15 protein-coding genes are annotated in these 18,588 nt (G+C 57.2%); 11 read left to right on the forward strand and 4 right to left on the reverse strand.

The window, feature by feature from the left end; genetic code table 11:
• Window positions 1-51 precede the first annotated feature (51 nt).
• Window positions 52-1,242 carry an O-succinylhomoserine sulfhydrylase gene (metZ, locus tag ACR0IO_RS05715; protein ID WP_480740024.1) on the forward strand — a complete coding sequence of 397 codons (1,191 nt, stop codon included), beginning with the start codon at window positions 52-54 and terminating at the stop codon, window positions 1,240-1,242.
• A gap of 43 nt (window positions 1,243-1,285) precedes the next feature.
• Here metZ and ACR0IO_RS05720 read toward each other — a convergent pair whose 3' ends face one another.
• Window positions 1,286-2,068 carry a HalD/BesD family halogenase gene (locus ACR0IO_RS05720; protein ID WP_480740026.1) on the reverse strand — a complete coding sequence of 261 codons (783 nt, stop codon included), beginning with the start codon at window positions 2,066-2,068 and terminating at the stop codon, window positions 1,286-1,288.
• A 277-nt stretch (window positions 2,069-2,345) separates the two neighbouring features.
• On the opposite strand from ACR0IO_RS05720, the gene folE2 reads away from it, so the two are divergent.
• A complete protein-coding gene (folE2, locus tag ACR0IO_RS05725) occupies window positions 2,346-3,449 on the forward strand; it encodes a GTP cyclohydrolase FolE2 (RefSeq protein ID WP_480740027.1) in 1,104 nt (367 codons plus the stop codon).
• Window positions 3,450-3,547: 98 nt separating this feature from the next.
• Here folE2 and ACR0IO_RS05730 read toward each other — a convergent pair whose 3' ends face one another.
• Entirely contained in the window at window positions 3,548-3,688 is a 141-nt protein-coding gene (locus tag ACR0IO_RS05730; protein ID WP_480740028.1) for a hypothetical protein, read from the reverse strand.
• A gap of 42 nt (window positions 3,689-3,730) precedes the next feature.
• Between ACR0IO_RS05730 and ACR0IO_RS05735 the strand changes: the two genes are divergently transcribed.
• The 3 genes from ACR0IO_RS05735 to ACR0IO_RS05745 are packed head-to-tail and all read left to right on the forward strand — an operon-like array spanning window position 3,731 to window position 7,513.
• Window positions 3,731-4,438 (forward strand): hypothetical protein, encoded by a 708-nt coding sequence (locus ACR0IO_RS05735; protein WP_480740029.1) that lies wholly within the window; start codon window positions 3,731-3,733, stop codon window positions 4,436-4,438.
• Between the two features lie 52 nt (window positions 4,439-4,490).
• Entirely contained in the window at window positions 4,491-5,939 is a 1,449-nt protein-coding gene (locus tag ACR0IO_RS05740) for a TrkH family potassium uptake protein (RefSeq protein ID WP_170335103.1), read from the forward strand.
• Window positions 5,939-7,513, forward strand: a complete 1,575-nt coding sequence (locus ACR0IO_RS05745; RefSeq protein ID WP_480740031.1) for a thiamine pyrophosphate-binding protein — start codon at window positions 5,939-5,941, stop codon at window positions 7,511-7,513. The genes ACR0IO_RS05740 and ACR0IO_RS05745 overlap by 1 nt, the downstream gene beginning before the upstream one ends.
• Window positions 7,514-7,582: 69 nt before the next feature.
• Here ACR0IO_RS05745 and ACR0IO_RS05750 read toward each other — a convergent pair whose 3' ends face one another.
• The gene (locus ACR0IO_RS05750; RefSeq protein ID WP_480740033.1) at window positions 7,583-9,319 is read right to left on the reverse strand and encodes a serine protease; all 1,737 of its coding nucleotides are present in this window, start codon (window positions 9,317-9,319) and stop codon (window positions 7,583-7,585) included.
• A gap of 206 nt (window positions 9,320-9,525) precedes the next feature.
• Here ACR0IO_RS05750 and ACR0IO_RS05755 point away from each other — a divergent pair, with 206 nt between their 5' ends.
• Window positions 9,526-10,455, forward strand: a complete 930-nt coding sequence (locus ACR0IO_RS05755; protein ID WP_155151404.1) for a glycine--tRNA ligase subunit alpha — start codon at window positions 9,526-9,528, stop codon at window positions 10,453-10,455.
• Window positions 10,456-10,463: 8 nt separating this feature from the next.
• Here the strand turns inward: ACR0IO_RS05755 and ACR0IO_RS05760 are convergent, their stop codons facing one another.
• On the reverse strand, window positions 10,464-11,096 hold the full coding sequence (locus ACR0IO_RS05760; protein ID WP_480740034.1) for a MarC family protein: 633 nt from the start codon (window positions 11,094-11,096) through the stop codon (window positions 10,464-10,466).
• Window positions 11,097-11,187: 91 nt separating this feature from the next.
• On the opposite strand from ACR0IO_RS05760, the gene ACR0IO_RS05765 reads away from it, so the two are divergent.
• The 5 genes from ACR0IO_RS05765 (at window position 11,188) to ACR0IO_RS05785 (ending at window position 18,582) form a co-directional block, all read left to right on the forward strand.
• On the forward strand, window positions 11,188-11,712 hold the full coding sequence (locus tag ACR0IO_RS05765) for a DUF6446 family protein (protein ID WP_480740036.1): 525 nt from the start codon (window positions 11,188-11,190) through the stop codon (window positions 11,710-11,712).
• A gap of 9 nt (window positions 11,713-11,721) precedes the next feature.
• Complete coding sequence (gene gltS, locus ACR0IO_RS05770) at window positions 11,722-12,933, forward strand: sodium/glutamate symporter (protein WP_480740037.1); 1,212 nt, start codon at window positions 11,722-11,724, stop codon at window positions 12,931-12,933.
• A gap of 9 nt (window positions 12,934-12,942) precedes the next feature.
• Window positions 12,943-15,123 (forward strand): glycine--tRNA ligase subunit beta, encoded by a 2,181-nt coding sequence (glyS, locus tag ACR0IO_RS05775; RefSeq protein ID WP_480740039.1) that lies wholly within the window; start codon window positions 12,943-12,945, stop codon window positions 15,121-15,123.
• Between the two features lie 68 nt (window positions 15,124-15,191).
• Window positions 15,192-17,753, forward strand: coding sequence for a putative PEP-binding protein (locus tag ACR0IO_RS05780; RefSeq protein ID WP_480740042.1), 2,562 nt, complete (start codon window positions 15,192-15,194; stop codon window positions 17,751-17,753).
• 154 nt (window positions 17,754-17,907) lie between these two features.
• On the forward strand, window positions 17,908-18,582 hold the full coding sequence (locus tag ACR0IO_RS05785; RefSeq protein WP_480740044.1) for a cell wall hydrolase: 675 nt from the start codon (window positions 17,908-17,910) through the stop codon (window positions 18,580-18,582).
• Window positions 18,583-18,588 lie beyond the last annotated feature (6 nt).

Raw genomic sequence — 18,588 nt, forward strand, 5'->3', positions numbered from 1 at the left:
GCCGCGTCTGGGGTTTTTTGTTTGCCTCTGCCGGAGGCTGAAAGGAATGAGATGAGCGAGAACTGGAACAAACGCACCCAAGCCGTCCATGGAGGCGTTCGCCGCAGCCAGTACAACGAGGTGAGCGAGGCGATTTTCCTGACGCAGGGTTTTGTCTACGACAACGCTGAACAGGCCGAGGCACGTTTTCTGGAATGTGGCCCGGACGAGTTCATCTATGCCCGTTACGGCAACCCCACTGTTTCGATGTTCGAACAGCGCATTGCTGCGCTGGAAGGCGGAGAGGATGCGTTTGCCACGGCATCGGGTATGGCGGCGGTCAATGGTGCACTGACTTCCATGCTGAAGGCGGGCGATCACGTTGTTTCGGCCAAGGCATTGTTCGGTTCCTGTCTTTATATTCTCGAAAACATCCTGGCCCGCTATGGGGTTGAGGTCACCTTTGTTGATGGCACTGATCTTGAGCAGTGGCAGGCGGCCATTCGTCCGGATACCAAAGCTGTCTTCTTCGAGTCGATGTCGAACCCCACTCTGGAAGTGATTGATATCGCTGCCGTATCCAAGCTGGCGCATGCGGTTGGTGCGACTGTTGTTGTGGACAATGTATTCTCGACGCCCGTATTCTCCCGCGCGATTGAGCAGGGCGCAGACGTGGTGGTCTATTCCGCAACCAAGCATATTGACGGTCAGGGACGTGCGCTGGGCGGTGTCATTATCGGAACTAAGGAGTTTATCCGCGGAACTGTTGAGCCGTATCTGAAGCATACAGGTGGCGCGCTGAGCCCGTTTAATGCATGGATCATGCTCAAGGGGCTGGAAACCATCGCATTGCGCGTCAACGCCCAGGCTGAGACTGCGCAGCAGATCGCCGAAGCATTGGAAGGCCATCCTGCGCTGGAGCGTACCCTGTATCCGGGGCTCAAGACGCATGCGCAAAATGCTCTGGTCCAGTCGCAGTTGGGCGGTAAGGGCGGCACGGTTTTGTCGCTGGATATCAAGGGCGGAAAATCTGCGGCCTTTGCGTTCCTGAATGCGATGAACATTCCGGTGATTTCGAACAACCTGGGGGATGCCAAATCTATCGCGACTCATCCTGCCACGACTACGCATCAGCGGCTGAGTGATGAGCAGAAAGACGAACTGGGGATTACACCCGGTCTGATCCGTCTTTCGATTGGTCTGGAAGATGCCGGGGATCTTCTGGCTGACATCCAACAAGCGCTGGAAGCTTCGCAGAACTAAATGACAACCCTGCAGCGCTTACTCGCTGCAGGGGGAATTTGCCTCAGGCGCGTCCGTAAAAACCGATCCGCTCGGCTTCGGTAAAGGTGACGCCGGGGTTTTCGTAATAAGAAAAGACAGCGATTACGCGGGCTTTGTCGCCACCAACCGGGGTTACCCGGTGGGCGGTGTTCTTTCCCTTGAACACGTTTAGCGTGCCCGGGCTAAGCGTTATGATCTTGCTCTGATCGTCACCACCGCTCAGCAGTTGTGCAACACCGTCATAGTTGGGGTCAGTATCACTGCGCAGATCTGTGCGGTACTCAAAGCCTCCTCCCTGATCCGGGGCCTGCAGCAACATCGTCGTGGTGAACTCTGATCGGTCGAAATGCCAGTTCAGTGCTTGCCCTTCCTGATATGACATGACGTTCACACGCGCCAGCGGGTCGTCCATCACATGCAGGGCGGGTTTCCCCATCGTCGCGGCCAGAAACTGCGCAAATTCGGGCCATTCATACAGACGCAACAAGGCGGAACCATCGATCTGATCGGCGCAAAGCGTCCGGTTGGAAGTTTGAAATTCCTGCAGGTCAGGATGGCCTTCGGGAAGATCGGCGATCTTTTTGAAATAGATATTATGACGACGCTCATGCAGAAACGCTTCGCTCTCGAACCGGGGTGCCATATCGGAAACGGCTTGCGCCGCGATCTGGCCGCGCATCAAGCCGTCAAGATTGAACATACCATCTTGCTCAAGGTCATTGCGGCAGTTTTCGACAAGATTGTTCCACTCAGCACTACCTGGGCGGTCGATGGGAAATCGGTCGAGGTCGAGAATATCGCGCATAGTTATCCCCTTGTTGACAGCGATGCTTGTGTTTTCAGAAATGCTAGAATCTGAGCGCGTTCGATACTGTTCCGTTTGCGACAAGGTTTAATTGCCAGACTTTGGGTATCCACCGATCCTGTCCTTGACTGTTAGTTACGTGGCGCATTCGCTCGGAAAGTGACGATTTTGCTCTACTCTTTATTGATCCGGCCTGCTAACTCGCACGTACAAGGCTAGACTGGAAAAACAACTGCAGTCGTATATATTCCGGCGACCAACCGAGGAACCGCAGCCTATGAATATTCACTCGCGCGACATTGACGAGACACCTGATCGCGACGAAGCAGCCGCTGCACTTAAGGTGCTGCGCCATTGGGCGGAGTCTGCATCTGCTGCTGAGATTAGTCAGCTTGATCCGGCCGTGTCGCGTCTGGTGCCTGGCTTGGCGCCGGTGAACTATCCTTCGCTGTCGCGTGAATATCCCGAGGGTTTTGAAATCTCCGAAGCTTATCGGGATACACTGCCGGATCTGCAGAATGGTCCGTCCAGCTTGATCCGCGGGGCCAAGCAGCAGATTCAGCATGTCGGTATTTCCAACTTCCGACTGCCGATCCGTTTTCACCGTAAGCATGGTGAAGATCTGACGCTTGAGACCTCGATTACCGGCACTGTGAGTCTGGAGGCTGAAAAGAAGGGCATCAACATGTCCCGGATCATGCGTTCATTCTACAAACATGCCGAACGCACTTTCAGCTTTGAGGTTATGGAAGCGGCGCTGAGCGACTACATGACTGATCTGGACAGTTTTGATGCTCGGATTCAGATGCGCTTTTCCTATCCTGACCGGGTGAAAAGCCTGCGATCCGGGCTGGAAGGCTATCAGTATTACGATATCGCGCTGGAACTGGTTGAACAGAACGGTGTGCGCCAGAAGATCATGCATCTGGACTATGTTTATTCGTCAACCTGCCCATGTTCGTTGGAACTCAGCGAGCATGCACGTTCGATGCGCGGCCAATTGGCGACGCCGCACTCGCAGCGGTCGGTTGCTCGTATATCGGTTGTGGTAGACTGCGACGCTGATTGTCTATGGTTTGAAGATCTGATCGCATTGTGCCGTCGTGCCGTACCGACCGAAACTCAGGTCATGGTCAAGCGTGAGGACGAGCAGGCCTTTGCCGAACTGAACGCCGCCAATCCGATCTTTGTAGAAGATGCCGCGCGCCTTTTCTGTGCCGAACTGCTGGCCGATCATCATGTCGGGGATTTCCGAGTTATCGCAAGCCATCAGGAAAGTCTGCATAGCCACGATGCTGTTTCGATCCTGACAGAAGGTCCAACTTTTGCCTCTGCAAGTCTGGACCCAAGGCTGTTCACCACCCTGTTCCATGTTGGGTGATTGCGCGTACTAGCGGATCAATTGGGCACCATATCTCCAAATCGGCGCTTTATTGCCGCATTGCAGCGAATAATGCTGCAATTGCGATGTGCTTCGGGTTAGGCTGCTGCTGAATGCAGCTGCGGCATGCCAGCGCCTGATATGGTGTGCTGCCCCGAAAGGAAGCCGAGACGTGCGACGCCTTGGACTGCAATACCAAAGTCGCCGCCCGAGAAATCGGAGCGGGCAGGGCGCTTCACACTCTTTTCCTGGCTGCATGGCATTCACAGGAGAAATAAGTAATGAACCCGATTACCCAGCAGCTTGAGTTTCAAGCCGCAGCTTTTCGGTTGGCCGGCTATGCAATGGCCAACCAGATGAAAATCATGCAGATCATGGCTCACTCGGCCTTTGAAATCCCGATGGCTCCGATTAATGCCCTGCACGAGGCCGCGTCGGCACCGACGCCTGCGCCAAAGCGTGCCAAGCCAGCAGCTAAAAAGGCTGTACAACCGGCCGCCACTGCCAAGCCCGCGAAACCAGTCGCACCCAAGGCGAAAGCTGCTGAGGTCACTGGTACGGAGGCAGAAACGATCGCGACACCGAAACCTAAACCGCGCGTGCAGACCAAGCCACCAGCAAAACCACGCGCCACGGGCGGACGTGCTGCAGCAAGGCCCGCTGCCAGAGCAAACACAGCACCCAAAGCTGCTTCGGTCCAAGAGAAACCCGCTGCCAACGCGCCGAAACCTGCGGTGGTTCAGGCAACGAGCGCTCCGAAACCCGAGGTCACGCCAAAGCCTGTCACAGAAACACCTGCGGTCGAGCCGAAACCAAAAGTCGCCAAACCCGTCGCTCGTGCTCGCAAAACCGCAACTTCCACGCCCAAACAGGCCGCAAAAGCGCCTGCCGTGGCGACAACGTCTACGGTCAAGCCAGCCGCCCGCAGAACCCGTGCGCCTTCAAAACCACCGGTGATGCCGGGGACATCTGACAAAAGCGAAGAGTAATCCCCGATCATCTGCTTGACATGATCGGGAAGGCGGGCCAACGCTGCCCGTCATGATGGACCTTCGCCCGGTTGGATATGTGATTGGCCTGCTGGTCGCCATTCTTGGGGCGACCATGCTGCTACCTATGCTCGCGGACCTGATCGAGGGCCGTGGCGAATGGCATGTATTCTTTGAAAGTGCGGTGATTACCCTGCTGACAGGTACGGTGCTTGCCATCAGCTGTTCCAACGGCGTGGGCGAAGGTCTGACGATCCGTCAGACCTTTTTGCTGACCTCGGGCGTTTGGGTGGCATTGCCTGTGTTCGGATCGATCCCTTTCATATTCGGCGAAACTGAGCTGAGGTTCGTCGACGCCTATTTTGAAGCGATGTCGGGTCTGACCACAACCGGCTCAACCGTCATTTCCGGGCTGGATAGCCTACCGCGCGGATTGTTGTTGTGGCGAGGTATCCTGCAGTGGTTGGGCGGTATCGGGATCATCGTTGTCGCCATGGTTTTTCTGCCCGAGCTTCGGGTGGGGGGGATGCAGATCTTCCGCTCGGAAGGATTTGAAACCATGGGGAAAATCCTGCCACGTGCGCAGGAGATCGCTGGTCAGATATCGATGATCTACGTTTTTCTCACCTTTGTTTGCGTGCTGGTTTATGCCGGGCTGGGGATGAGCTTTTTCGATGCACTGGTGCACGCGTTTACAACCGTTTCGACGGGTGGGTTTTCCAACTACGATGCCTCGTTCGGGACTTTTTCTGGCCCCGCTGAATACGCTGCTTCGATCTTTATGATCCTGGCTGCATTGCCTTTTGTTCGCTATGTGCAGTTCGCTAATGGCAACACCAACTCCCTCTGGCAGGACAGCCAGATACGCGCCTTTCTGGCGACGATTGTCGTACTGGTCGTGATCATGTCAGTGTTCCTGACATCGGTTTTCCCGCACCATTGGGAACAGGCTTTCCGAGAATCCTTGTTCAACATTACCTCGATCATCTCTGGCACCGGATATGCCAGTGTCGACTATATGGGATGGGGCAGCTTTCCGATTATGTTGTTCTTTTTGATCGGATTGATCGGTGGATGTGCGGGATCGACTGCCTGTTCCATCAAGGTCTTCCGGTATCAGTTGCTGTTTGCCTCGATCAAAACGCAGATCCGCAGAATCCGTTCGCCACATGGTGTTTTTCTGCCCCAGTATGATGGTCGTACAATCGGGCCTGACGTTCTGACCTCAGTCATGAGCTTCTTTATGTTCTTCGCGCTATCGATGGGCATCCTGTCCTGGGCATTGGCGCTGACGGGACTGGATTTCATTACATCGGTATCTGGTGCCGCGACCGCTTTGGCCAATGTGGGGCCGGGTCTGGGTGATCAGATTGGTCCGGCAGGCAACTTTGCCAATCTCAATGACACTGCAAAGTGGCTGCTGACAATCGGAATGCTGGTAGGCCGTCTTGAGCTGCTGGCCGTTTATGCAATCTTTACCGTTCAATTCTGGAGAGGCTGATGAAAAGACCCCTTGGTGCGCAAATCTCGCACATGCTGAAGGATCGCGGCGTTGATGTGATCTTTGGCATTCCCGGTGTGCACAATCAGGAAATGTATCGCGGTATCGAGGAGGCTGGGATTACGCATGTTCTTGCGCGGCACGAACAGGGTGCGGGGTTCATGGCAGATGGATATGCCCGAGCGACAGGCAAGCCCGGCGTCGCTTATGTGATCACCGGACCCGGATTGTGCAACACGATGACACCGATGGGACAGGCCTATACTGACTCGGTTCCTGTGTTGGTCCTGTCTTCATGTCTTGACGAAACACAGGCGCAGCGCGGGCAGTTGCACCAGATGAAGGATCAGCGCGCGGCTGCGGAAACCGTAACTGACTGGTCCGTTCAGGCGAACGATGCTCAATCCGCCTATGGTCTGATCGAACGCGCCTTTGAAGAATTCGAACTTTGTCGCCCTCGGCCCAAACACATTCAGGTGCCTATTGTGCAGTTGGAAGCAAGCGCTGATCCTGCCCCATTCCCGAACCAACCCGCGCTGCGCACCAAGGCGTCACCACCGGACATTTCGTCTGTCATGTCGCTGCTGAACATCGCAAAGCGTCCATTGTTTATTCTGGGCGGCGGCTGTCGTTCCAACCTATGGCGTCAGATCTTGAACCAGCTTGGCGCTGCATGTTTCACCACCTATGCCGGGCGGGGTCTGGTGGGCACCGGCTATGCGTTGGATTTTGGTGCAATGTTGCCGCGCCCGGGGAGCGCTGACGTGATTGCGTCGGCAGATCTTGTAATCGCTGTTGGAGCGGAACTGGGCGAGGTCGACTTGTGGCGTCGTGACCTTGGCCACACTGCTAATCTGGTACGTGTAGATCTGGATCCCGAGGTGTTGTCGGATCATCACCGTGCATCTGTCAAATTGCAGGTCGATGGTGAAAGCTTTGCTCACGCATTGTGGGCAGCTACCGAAAACGCGAAACCTGCCACAGGCTGGACCCATGAGGAAGTGGCTGTAGCCCGCGCGCGGTGGCGGTCAGAGGTTGATGCCGAACGACCCGGCATTGTGCCGGTCGCAGATGCGCTGCGCGAGGCGATGCCTGCCGAGACCATGATCTATTCGGACATGACCCAGTTTGCCTATGTCGCCAAAGAGATTTGGGATGTATCACTTCCCTATCACTGGCATCACCCAACCGGGTTTGGGACACTGGGCTATGCGCTGCCCGCTGGTATTGGAGGAGCGGTGGCCCGCCGTGGCAAACCGACAGCCGTAATCGCGGGTGACTATGGTTTCCAGTACACGATGCAGGAGCTGGGTGCCGCAGTTGAGTTGGGCTTATCTTTGCCCATCATCCTTTGGGACAATGGCAAGCTGAAAGAGATCGAAGACAGCATGGTGCGGGGTCAGATCGCCCCGAATGCGGTCGTCGCGCGCAATCCTGACTTTTGCCGACTGGCCGAGGCATATGGCGCGCGATCTGCCAATCCTAATAGTCTTGAAGAAATGCAAGCAGCTGTCCGCGCGGCTTTCGATGCGCCAGTACCCACCCTTATTCGGGTGACGCCAGACGTGCTTTGAACTTCTCCGAAAAAGAAACGGCGCCGCAATCACTTGCGGCGCCGTTTTTTGTTGGGAGTCGCTAACTGCTTAATCCCAGCAGTGAACCAGTACGGTCATACGAGTGGCGCGACGGCTCAGTTCGTTCGGCGAAATCTGTGCTGTTTCCTGTCCCGACTGACCCGAGACACCTGCCTTGGTCAGAACCTCGTTCAGACGATCTGCTCCGGCCGCCAGACTGACCGTGTCGGGCAGGGTACGACCTTCCGAAGCGGTGGGCAGCAGCATGCCGACAACATTGCCGCTGCCGTCAAACACTGGCCCGCCAGCATCGCCGGGCTGAGCAACCAGAGACAGGCGTTTCACGCCTTCCTCACCATTCAGGCCCCGGATATCGGCAACCTGTCCGTATGTCAGCGTCGGAGCGCCCAGCGCACCTTCGTACGAATACCCCGAAACAGCGACCTCGGACTGAATGCGAGGCTGGCTGGCACTGAATTCTGCGACACTCATCGGAGCGAGCGTCCGAATGGGGCGCAGAACCGAAATGCCAAGATCGGCATCTGTCCAGGCCACCTGCAGCTCCTGATCGCCGTCCAGTGTTACACGGGTGCAGCTGTTGGCAGCTTCGGCAACGGTCAGAACCGCACCATTCGCGTCAGCAAAAAAGCCCGAGCGGGACAGGCGGGGCTTGCGAATTTGCAAGCCTGAAACAAGATCGATGCGCTGCTCGGCATCCGCTCCGGCGCTGGCATCCAACACGGCATCGGTGGTGCTTAGACTGGACCTCATGGCTGCCAGAACGCGTGCACGGCGGGCTTCGTCTCCTTCGGGCCAAACCAGCGTAAAGCCTTTGATCTTACCATCCTTCAGTGCGGCCTGAGTATACGAGACAATACCGTTTCCGCGCCCTTCCAGGGTGAAGCTGTCACCACGCAGCTCGCGAGGACCATCCAGCGGGACGATTTTCAGGGACTGCATAACCTCATAAAGCGCGCGCAATGTCGATTTGCTGCCTTCCTGGCTGATCAACAGTGCCTGGGCGTTGAAATCGGTGGTTGGTTTGAAGTGAACAAAAGGTGCCTCATACCGATCAAAGGCAACCAAGCCCAATGGCAGATCCAGTTCGATGCCTGCTTGAGTATCAGAGTGGCGCTCCATACCAGCGCTGATCAACGGAGCGTTGTAATCGTCCATCAGCGTCTTGCGCTGCAGTGTCGTCAGAACGCCAGTCGGCTCATAACCGTTGAAGCGCTGCCAATCCCCCATGGAGCGGCGCGTTCCCTGTCCAAATGCACCGTCGATTGTGGAGTTGTAGAAGCCTGCAGCCTGCAGGGCGGTCTGAAGATCCTTGCGTTCTTGCGCAGTCAGCAGCCGCTCACCCTGCAGAGCCTCAGAACGGGTTTCGTCTGATTCCTGTGACAGTGCGGCCTGAGGTTGCTCAGGCTGAGTTTCAGGTTGAACGGGTGGCGTTATCGCCCCTCGGTCCAGGATGTTGGCACCGATCGGCCAGAACTGCTGTCCCAGCGAATTGGAAAATGCGATGAAGCTGTCAGCAGGGATCTGACCTTCGGCCCGGTAAACGCGCAAAACCTGTTCGGCGTCGTCACGCAGATAGGGCCCGATTACAATCGCATACCAGCCACTGTTCAGGCGAAAGCCGTTCACGTCGGGCAGGGTGCTGGAATACGCTTGTGCGCGATCCTGCGCCTCGCGCAGCGAGGGTTGCGCCTCGACCTGGAGCCAGACGCCCTGATCCTGTTGCGCGAAAGCAGCCCGAAGGCCGAAGAGAAAAAGGAATAGAATTGCCGTTAATGCGCGTGTCATTTTCTGCCCGTGTTATGCAGTGTTTTATCTTTGGCGCAGATTACGCGATTTAATGTGCTGAACGCCATGGTTGGAATACGGGGAATTTCTGGTGTGGCCGCGCAGTGACAGCATCGTGCCATTGGCCCGTTGACGCCCCTTGGCCCCTTGCATAGGAAGGGCAAAACCGACCGGAACCGGGCGCTGACGCGTCCAAAGGGAATGTCATGACCGATACGTCCAGCGCACCACGTTCATTTCAGGAGATTATCCTGCGGCTTCAGACCTATTGGGCGTCGAAGGGTTGCGCGATCCTTCAGCCTTATGACATGGAAGTTGGTGCTGGTACGTTCCACCCGGCGACGACACTGCGTGCTTTGGGGTCAAAAGCATGGGCAGCAGCCTATGTTCAGCCCTCACGCCGTCCGACGGATGGGCGTTATGGCGAAAACCCGAACCGGTTGCAACACTACTACCAGTATCAGGTGCTGATCAAACCCAGTCCGCCGGATCTTCAGGAGTTGTATCTGGGTTCATTGCAGGCCATCGGCATCGATATGGAACTGCACGATATCCGCTTTGTCGAGGATGACTGGGAAAGCCCGACATTGGGTGCCTGGGGTCTGGGCTGGGAGGTTTGGTGTGACGGGATGGAAGTCAGCCAGTTTACATATTTCCAGCAGGTTGGTGGCCATGATTGTGCACCTGTCTCTGGTGAACTGACCTATGGTCTCGAGCGTCTGGCGATGTATGTGCTGGGTATCGATCATGTAATGGACATGCCATTCAATGATCCGCAATCGCCCAGCCCGCTGACCTATGGCGACATCTTCAAGCAGACCGAAGAGGAATACGCCCGCTGGAACTTTGACGTGGCCAACACCGAGGTTCTGTTGCGTCACTTCGAAGAAGCTGAAGCCGAGTGTGCGGCCATCCTGGCGCAGGAGCATGACGATCCCAAGACCGGCAAACGCATCATCATGGCGCATCCCGCCTATGACCAGTGCATCAAGGCGAGCCATATCTTCAACCTGCTGGACGCGCGCGGAGTGATCTCGGTGACCGAGCGGCAGGCTTATATCGGGCGCGTCCGCGCACTGGCCAAGCAATGCGCGGATGCGTTTGTTCAGACAGAGGCCGCTGGGCACGTGGCCTGATGGGCCATTCAGGCAAGCCCCGGAAGCAATGCCTTGAGGCCGTCCGCGATCATGCTGATTGCGATGGCCGACAGGATCATGCCCATGAAGCGGCTCATGATCACACGTGCGTTCTCGGACAAGCGTTGCGCAATCGTGGAGGCGTTCCAGAAGGTTGCCAGCAACAAGAACACTACACCCAGAAAGACGACGGCAAAGGCAATCGCATCAGCCGGCCCGGATATATGATGGGCATAAAGGATCAGAGTTGTGATCGTGCCCGGACCCACGAGGATCGGAAAGGCCAGCGGGTAGAAGGCGACGGTTTCGGGGGCAGGGTAGGATTGCTTTTCGCTTTCGGTGCCGTGATGCGAGCTGCTTTCGCCACCGTTCAGCATGTTCAACCCGATCATGAGAACCACCAGGCCGCCCGCAACACGCAGATCGTCAACGCTGATACCAAACAGGCCAAGAGCCTGACTGCCGATGGCCGCAAAGGCACTGCCGAGGATCAGGCAGTAAAGCGATGTTTTTACAGCGACCTTTCTTTGGTCCGAAACCGAAAGACCATCTGTCACGCTCAGAAACACCGGCAGATTTGTAATCGGGTTCATGATCGCGAACAGCGCGCCAAAAAATCCCACGGCAAGGGTCGTATCCATTCAAAGAGCCTCGTAACCAACTGTATTGGCTTTAAACCTGTCCTATTTTCAACGATCTTGAAAGAGGCGGCATGAGCAGGAGAGCAGACTGATGACAGGAAAACTGTTGGCAATCATTCTTGTGGTGTGCGCCGTCACCGCTGGTGTTGGCATGTATTACCTGCAGGTTTATGGGTTTTACTATGAGGTCGAACCCAAGCCTGGTGAGGACGTGGTGTTGCTGTCTGCGACGACCGAGCAGGCCGAACCCATCGAATACAGCCAGTTTCAGGCGATTGATGCCGACAGCTCTCCGATCCGGTTCCGTGCATGTTTCGAAACCGATCTGAGACCGGATCAGTTGGCCGAAGCATTCATGCCCGCAGAGAAGCCGGAACCACTGACTGCGCCGGGTTGGTTTGATTGTTACGATGCCGTTTCCCTTGCGGATGCACTGAAATCCGGAAAGGCGAGCGCCTTTATCGGCACCAAGAACATCCACTACGGTGTTGATCGGATCGTAGCAGTGACAGAGGATGGCAAAGGTTACATCTGGCATTCACTGAACAATTGCGGCGAGAAAGCCTATGATGGCACTGTCGTTGGCGAGGAATGTCCGCCCAGACCGCAGAATTGAGGGAGCAACATGGGATACACGCTTGAGATCCCAGACTTTCTGACCGCAACGCTGGGCTTCGCCGTCTATCTTCTGGGCGCCGAGATCAATGCCCGCGTCGCGACCCTGCGCAGCTTCAATATCCCCGAGCCTGTCACTGGCGGGCTGTTGGCATCGCTTGTGGTGCTGTTGCTGTATCTTCTGTTTGGCGTAGAACTTTCATTTGAATTGGATACCCGGGATTTCCTGCTGGTGCTGTTCTTTGCCGGGATCGGTCTCAACGCCCGGCTGTCAGACCTGATCGCGGGTGGTAAGCCTTTGCTGATCCTCCTGCTTCTGACTTTGGTCACGATTGTATTCCAGAACCTGATTGGTGCGGCGGGGGCATTGTTCTTTGGATACCCGGCCCAGTCTGGCGTTCTGTTCGGCTCGGCTGCACTGATTGGGGGGCACGGTACGGCGATTGCCTGGGCCCCCGATGTTGCACAAGCCACTGGTCTTGATGGCGCAACCGAGCTTGGTGTGGCGGTCGCCACGTTAGGCCTCGTGCTGGCCGCTTTGGTTGGTGGTCCGATTGGTCGCTTGCTGATCGAGGGTCGTGACCTGAGCCCGGAACGCCCGGATGAGGAACATACCGTCGGTTTGCCAAAGGAAACCACTGAACAACCCAACGATATTGATCATCTGACGATCATGCGGGTTCTGCTGTATCTGAACCTTGCGATCATATCGGGCTTTGTTTTGGGTGAGGCAATTCAGGCGGCGGGCCTGAAACTGCCATTGTTTGTCCCTTGCTTGATCATGGGGATCGTGATCTCGAACCTGCGGAGCGCGATTGCACCTTCGGCCCCTCCGGTGTCGCGCACCCCGTCTTTGGCGCTGATCTCTGAATTTGCGCTGGGCGCTTTTCTCGCGATGTCGCTGATGAGCCTGCAGTTGTGGACGATTGCCGAGCTTGGCATGGCGATCGCGGTCATCATGGCCGCGCAGACGCTATTTGCGGTTGCCTTTGTAATCTGGGTTCTGTTCCCGCTGATGGGCGGAAATTACCGTGCCGCGGTGCTGGCTGCCGGATTCGGGGGCTTTGCGCTGGGCGCCACACCCACGGCAATTGCCAATATGACCGCTGTAACCAAGCGATATGGTCCGTCGCCTATTGCCTTTATCGTGCTCCCCCTTGTATCCGCATTCTTTGTGGATATCGCCAATGCCATCGTCATTCAGACGATTGTAAATTTCTAAGGACCGAAAATGCCCGACCTGCTGATCGAACTGTTTTCCGAGGAAATCCCCGCGCGCATGCAAAGCCGTGCGGGTGAGGATCTGAAAAAGCGGATAACCGATGGTCTGGTCGAGGCCGGTCTGACCTATGCTGGGGCTGCAGCACTGACCACACCGCGCCGTCTGACGCTGGCGGTCGAAGGGTTGCTGGCGGAAAGCCCGACAATCCGAGAAGAGCGAAAAGGCCCCAAGGTTGGCGCGCCGGATAAGGCCATCGAAGGGTTCCTGCGCGGCGCAGGTCTGACCCGCGACCAGCTGGAAGAACGCGACACGCCCAAAGGCGCTGTCTATTTCGCCACCATTGAAAAGCCCGGCCGTCCGGCGGCAGATATCGTGGCCGAGGTGCTTGAGGCCACGATCCGGAACTTTCCGTGGCCTAAATCCATGCGTTGGGGCAGTGGCGGGATGCGCTGGGTGCGCCCGTTGCACTCGATCCTATGTATTCTGTCCGATGAGGCCGGCGCCCAGGTGGTGCCGATGGAGGTCGAAGGGATCAAATCGGGCGATACGACCGAGGGCCATCGCTTTATGGCTCCGGGCCGGTTTTCTGTGACCTCGTTTGAGGATTATTCCGCCAAGCTGAAACGCGCCTTTGTTGTTTTGTCACCCGAAGAGCGGGCCGAACATATCTGGAACGATGCCCAGAACATGGCCTTTGCTGCCGGTCTGGAAGTGGTCGAGGACAAAGGGTTGCTGGCCGAGGTTGCCGGGCTGGTCGAATGGCCGGTGGTCCTGATGGGGCAGATCGACGACGAATTCCTTGAACTACCGCCCGAGGTTCTGCAAACCTCGATGAAAGAGCATCAGAAGTTCTTTTCGATCCGGAATCCGAAAACCGGCCGGATCGAGCGTTTCGTCACCGTCGCCAACCGCGAAACCACCGACAATGGCGCGACCATTCTGGCGGGGAACCAGAAGGTGCTTTCGGCCCGTCTGGCGGATGCCAAATTCTTTTGGGAGAACGACCTGCGTGTCGCCAAAACGGACATCGCCCAATGGACCCGCGCGCTGGAGAATGTGACCTTTCACAACAAGCTGGGTACTCAAGCCGAGCGGATTGAACGTATTGCAGCACTAGCACGCGAACTGGCTCCGATTGCGGGTGCCGAACCGGTTGTCGCAGAGAAAGCCGCCCGTCTAGCCAAGGCCGACCTGAGCTCCGAGATGGTCTATGAATTCCCCGAACTTCAGGGGCTTATGGGCCGCTACTATGTTGAGGCCGCAGGCGAAGACGCCGCAGTGGCCACCGTAGCGCAAGAGCACTACTCGCCGTTGGGCCCGTCTGATGACGTTCCGACTGCACCTCTCTCGGTGACTGTGGCGCTAGCGGACAAGCTGGACACGCTGACCGGGTTCTGGGCGATTGATGAGAAGCCAACCGGGTCGAAAGATCCATATGCTTTGCGACGCGCTGCTCTGGGCATCATTCGTTTGGTTCTAGAGAATGAGCTGTCCGTCAAACTCATTGTTCACATCGCGGGCGCCCTTCATTTCCACATGGTTTTGGATGGCCCAATTTCCAGCGAACCAATAGCAGAGCTTTCTGAGGAATTGGGGAACGGCGCGAGAATTGCCAGCGATGACCAAGCTGATGCAATTTTGGTTGAAGATCCATTTGGCTTGCCTTCGGAATTGCTCTCCTTCTTCCACGACCGCCTCAAGGTCTTCCTGCGCGATGAGGGCATCCGGCACGACATCATCGACGCCTGTATCGCGATGGAGGGCAATGACGACCTCAACCTGCTGGTCAAACGCGCCCGCGCCCTGAATGCAGTGATCGCGACTGAAGATGGCGAGAACCTCGTGCAGGGCTTCAAGCGCGCCAACAATATCCTCACCCAAGCCGAGGAAAAGGACGGGGTCGAGTACTCGTATGGTGCGGATATCAAGTTTGCGGAAACCGATAGCGAGAAGGCTCTGTTCGCAGCGCTGGATGCGGCGCAGGCCAAGATCGATCCGGCCCTGAAGGCCGAAGATTTCCCGACTGCAATGTCCGCAATGGCAAGCTTGCGCGGCCCGGTGGATGCGTTCTTTGAGGATGTTCAGGTCAACACCGACAATGACATCCTGCGCCGTAACCGCCTGAACCTGCTGAGCCAGATCCGTCAGGTCTGTTCCAGCGTGGCCGATCTGACCAAGATCGAAGGTTAAACATGTGGGCGCGCATGATAGCGCGCCCATAACGCCCTTGCGCGAGGGGCAAAGGCGCTTATGCTGCGGTGAAACCAAAAGGTGCCGCAGTGCAGAATAATCCGCATACCACGCTTATCACTCCCGACGCGCCCGTCGCCGCCAACACCCATGGTGGCCGGGCGAAATGCCTGCAACGCCTGGTTCGGCTGGATTTGCCGGTGCCACGAACCGTGGCGTTGTCCTTCGATGCGGTGCATCGGCTGGCCGAGGGGGACATGCCCGACATTGATGCGGTCCTTGAGCAGTTCGATGCCGCGGCGCTGCTATGTGTCCGGCCTAGCTCGGAAGATCCGGATTGGGGCGGCCCCGGAGCCGTTCTTAACATCGGTATGAACGACGCCCGCTATGTCGATCTGTCTGACAAGATGGGGGCCGAGGCTGCGGCGGCGCTCTATCTGCGGTTTGTTCAGAGCTATGCAATTCATGTGGCGCGGCTGGATGCGGATGTGTTCGATGATATCGAAGCAGACGGTCGCGAAGGATTGCGCCAGTCGCTGCGCGCTTATGAGGATGAGACAGACGAAGCCTTTCCGCAGGACCGCGGCGAGCAGCTGATCGGCGTCCTGCGGTCGATGGCGCGCGCATGGGACGGAACCTCGGCCCGCTTGTTGCGTCAAGCCAAGGGCGCACCTGCTGATGCGGGGCTGGGATTGGTCATTCAGGAAATGATCCCGGGCGTCGGACAGGGCGAGTGCGGATCGGGCGTTCTGCAACTGGTGGATTCGACGACCGGCACCCAGCAGATCACCGGTCGCTATTTGAGCCAAAGCCAGGGCCGTGATGCCTTGGGCGAGGGGGTCGCCGCGCTCTATCTTGAGAAAGACCCGCGTGGACGGTCGCTGGAAGAGGTTGCGCCCGAAGGTTTTGCGCACCTGAAGGTCCATGCGGCATTGATGCGCGAGAAGCTGCGCGAGGAAATGCAGGTCGAATTTGTCATCGACAATGGCGACATCCACATTCTGGATGGTGTACGCGTGCAGCGTAGTGCACGGGCTGCCATGCGGATCGCCGTGCGTCTGGCCGAAGACGGCATCATCCCGCCGCAAGAAGCGGTTATGCGCATCGACCCACATTCGCTGAATGAACTACTGCACCGACAGGTCCATCCCGAAACAACCCGGGACGTGTTGACCACCGGGATTGCCGCTAGCCCAGGGGCTGCGACAGGGCGTATCGTTTTCACCGCCGCCGAAGCTCAGGCCAGTGCATCGCGTGGGGAGCCTTGTGTACTTGTGCGTCGCGAGACGTCGCCGGAAGATGTGCGTGGCATGCATGCGGCCGTAGCTGTTCTGACGGAAAAGGGTGGCATGACCAGCCATGCGGCCGTGATCGGGCGCGGCTTGGGGTTGCCATGCATAGTCGGTGCCTCGGACATGCGGTTCCAGACCAAGAAAAAGTTGCTGACCGCGCCGGATGGGCGCGTATTCAAGACCGGTGACATCCTGACAATCGACGGAAGCTCGGGGCAGGTGCTGGCTGGACAACCAGCAATGCTGGAAGCCGCTCTGGATGATTGTTTTCAGACCCTGATGGCTTGGGCGGATGCCGAGCGTGACATTGCAATCCGCGCAAATGCAGATACGCCTGCCGATGCGCAAACCGCGCGAAATTTCCAGGCCCAAGGGATCGGGCTGTGTCGGACCGAGCATATGTTCTTTGATCCCGGTCGCCTGATCGTGATGCGCGAGATGATCTTTGCGCAGACTTCGTCAGGACGTGCAGCTGTGTTGGAGCGTTTGTTGCCGATGCAGCGTGATGACTTTGTTCAGCTGTTTCGGATCATGGAAGGGCAGCCTGTCTGCATCCGTCTGTTCGACCCACCCCTTCACGAATTCCTGCCCACCACACGCGGCGGCCAGCGTGAACTGGCCGAAGCACTTGATCTGCCGGTCTCGGATGTTGAGCGACGAGTTGCGGCGATGACCGAGTACAACCCGATGCTTGGCTTGCGCGGCGTCCGGCTTGGGGTCACCGTGCCTGAAATTTATGACATGCAGGCGCGCGCGATCTTCGAGGCAACGCTAGAAGCCAGCAAAAATGGCGCCCCTGTGGTGCCCGAAGTCATGATCCCGCTGGTATCTGCCAAACGTGAGGTTGAACTGGTCAAATCCCGCATCGATTCCGTAGCCGCCGCGGTGGCCGCCGAGCAGGGGCAGGAGTTCGAGTACCGGCTGGGCGTGATGGTCGAGACACCGCGTGCGTGTTTGCGCGCTGAAGAAATTTCACCCAATACAGCGTTTTTAAGCTTTGGGACCAATGACCTGACCCAGATGACCTATGGGCTGTCCCGTGATGATGCGGGCCGTTTCATGTCAGCTTATGTGCAGCAGGGTGTATTCACAGAGGATCCGTTCCACGTTCTGGACCCTGATGGGGTCGGCGAATTATTGAAATTAGGGTCCGAGCGCGGACGTGCGGCACAGCCGGATGTTACACTTTCAGTCTGTGGTGAACATGGCGGTAACCCCGAATCAATCGCCATTTGCCGGGATCTGGGGTTTGACTATGTGTCGTGTTCTCCGTTCCGTGTGCCCGTCGCTCGGCTGGCTGCCGCTCAACTGGCGATTTCGTCCAAACTTGGGGGTTGACAGAGGCCTAAAGCCCAAGGATTAGTGGGTTTGGGATGGACCTGTGGTCAAATTTATTTGGCCCCGCGGGCAAGATTTTTCTTGCTTTTTCATCAGAACTAGACGTTTGCCCCTGTCTGGGGTATTAGCCTCGTCGCGCCCGCCGGGGGAGGGTATGGCGCGTGAAGTGCCTGTGCGAGGTTATCTGATGCTACGTTACATAATGGCTGTTGCCGTATCGGCAGCAACCGTGCTGCCGAGTGCGTCCTTCGCTGAGAGGGAAGCAACGAATAGTGCGAAGCGAGAACTGGTTGCCCGAAGCGAATTGCCGGGACAGAGCTTCCGTGACTACCTGAACTTGTTCAAGCCACGAAAGGTGGTTGAGCCCGTTCAGATATCGTATTCCAACGACTGGCTGGACAAACAGCCTAAGGCAACCGGTGATGAAAACTGGAAATGCCTGGCCGAGGCCCTGTACTTCGAAGCGCGCGGCGAGAGCGTTCGTGGTCAGTTTGCCGTGGCCGAAGTAATCCTGAACCGGGTTGAAAGCGGTCGCTTTCCGAATTCACTCTGCGGTGTCATCCGTCAGGGAACCGGCAAGAAATACCAGTGCCAGTTCACCTATACCTGTGATGGGCACAAGGAAGTGATTCACGAAAAGCAGGCGTATGAACGCGTAGCCAAGGTTGCCCGCGCTGCCATCGACGGTGTTGCCAAAGAGCTGACCGAAGGGGCGACGCACTACCATACCAAGGCAGTGCGCCCTTCATGGTCGCGTGTCTACAAGGAAACTGCTCGGATCGGCGTTCACATCTTCTATCGCCACAACTACCGGACAGCGAGCAACTGATTGACG

Source organism: Ruegeria sp. CE12 (genome assembly GCF_056537525.1).

Excerpts from the sequence above, each read along its gene's own strand:
- metZ (WP_480740024.1), top strand. The coding sequence starts at position 52 with ATGAGCGAGAACTGGAACAAACGCACCCAAGCCGTCCATGGAGGCGTT.
- ACR0IO_RS05720 (WP_480740026.1), bottom strand. The coding sequence starts at position 2,068 with ATGCGCGATATTCTCGACCTCGACCGATTTCCCATCGACCGCCCAGGT.
- folE2 (WP_480740027.1), top strand. The coding sequence starts at position 2,346 with ATGAATATTCACTCGCGCGACATTGACGAGACACCTGATCGCGACGAA.
- ACR0IO_RS05735 (WP_480740029.1), top strand. The coding sequence starts at position 3,731 with ATGAACCCGATTACCCAGCAGCTTGAGTTTCAAGCCGCAGCTTTTCGG.
- ACR0IO_RS05740 (WP_170335103.1), top strand. The coding sequence starts at position 4,491 with ATGATGGACCTTCGCCCGGTTGGATATGTGATTGGCCTGCTGGTCGCC.
- ACR0IO_RS05745 (WP_480740031.1), top strand. The coding sequence starts at position 5,939 with ATGAAAAGACCCCTTGGTGCGCAAATCTCGCACATGCTGAAGGATCGC.
- ACR0IO_RS05750 (WP_480740033.1), bottom strand. The coding sequence starts at position 9,319 with ATGACACGCGCATTAACGGCAATTCTATTCCTTTTTCTCTTCGGCCTT.
- ACR0IO_RS05755 (WP_155151404.1), top strand. The coding sequence starts at position 9,526 with ATGACCGATACGTCCAGCGCACCACGTTCATTTCAGGAGATTATCCTG.
- ACR0IO_RS05760 (WP_480740034.1), bottom strand. The coding sequence starts at position 11,096 with ATGGATACGACCCTTGCCGTGGGATTTTTTGGCGCGCTGTTCGCGATC.
- ACR0IO_RS05765 (WP_480740036.1), top strand. The coding sequence starts at position 11,188 with ATGACAGGAAAACTGTTGGCAATCATTCTTGTGGTGTGCGCCGTCACC.
- gltS (WP_480740037.1), top strand. The coding sequence starts at position 11,722 with ATGGGATACACGCTTGAGATCCCAGACTTTCTGACCGCAACGCTGGGC.
- glyS (WP_480740039.1), top strand. The coding sequence starts at position 12,943 with ATGCCCGACCTGCTGATCGAACTGTTTTCCGAGGAAATCCCCGCGCGC.
- ACR0IO_RS05785 (WP_480740044.1), top strand. The coding sequence starts at position 17,908 with ATGGCGCGTGAAGTGCCTGTGCGAGGTTATCTGATGCTACGTTACATA.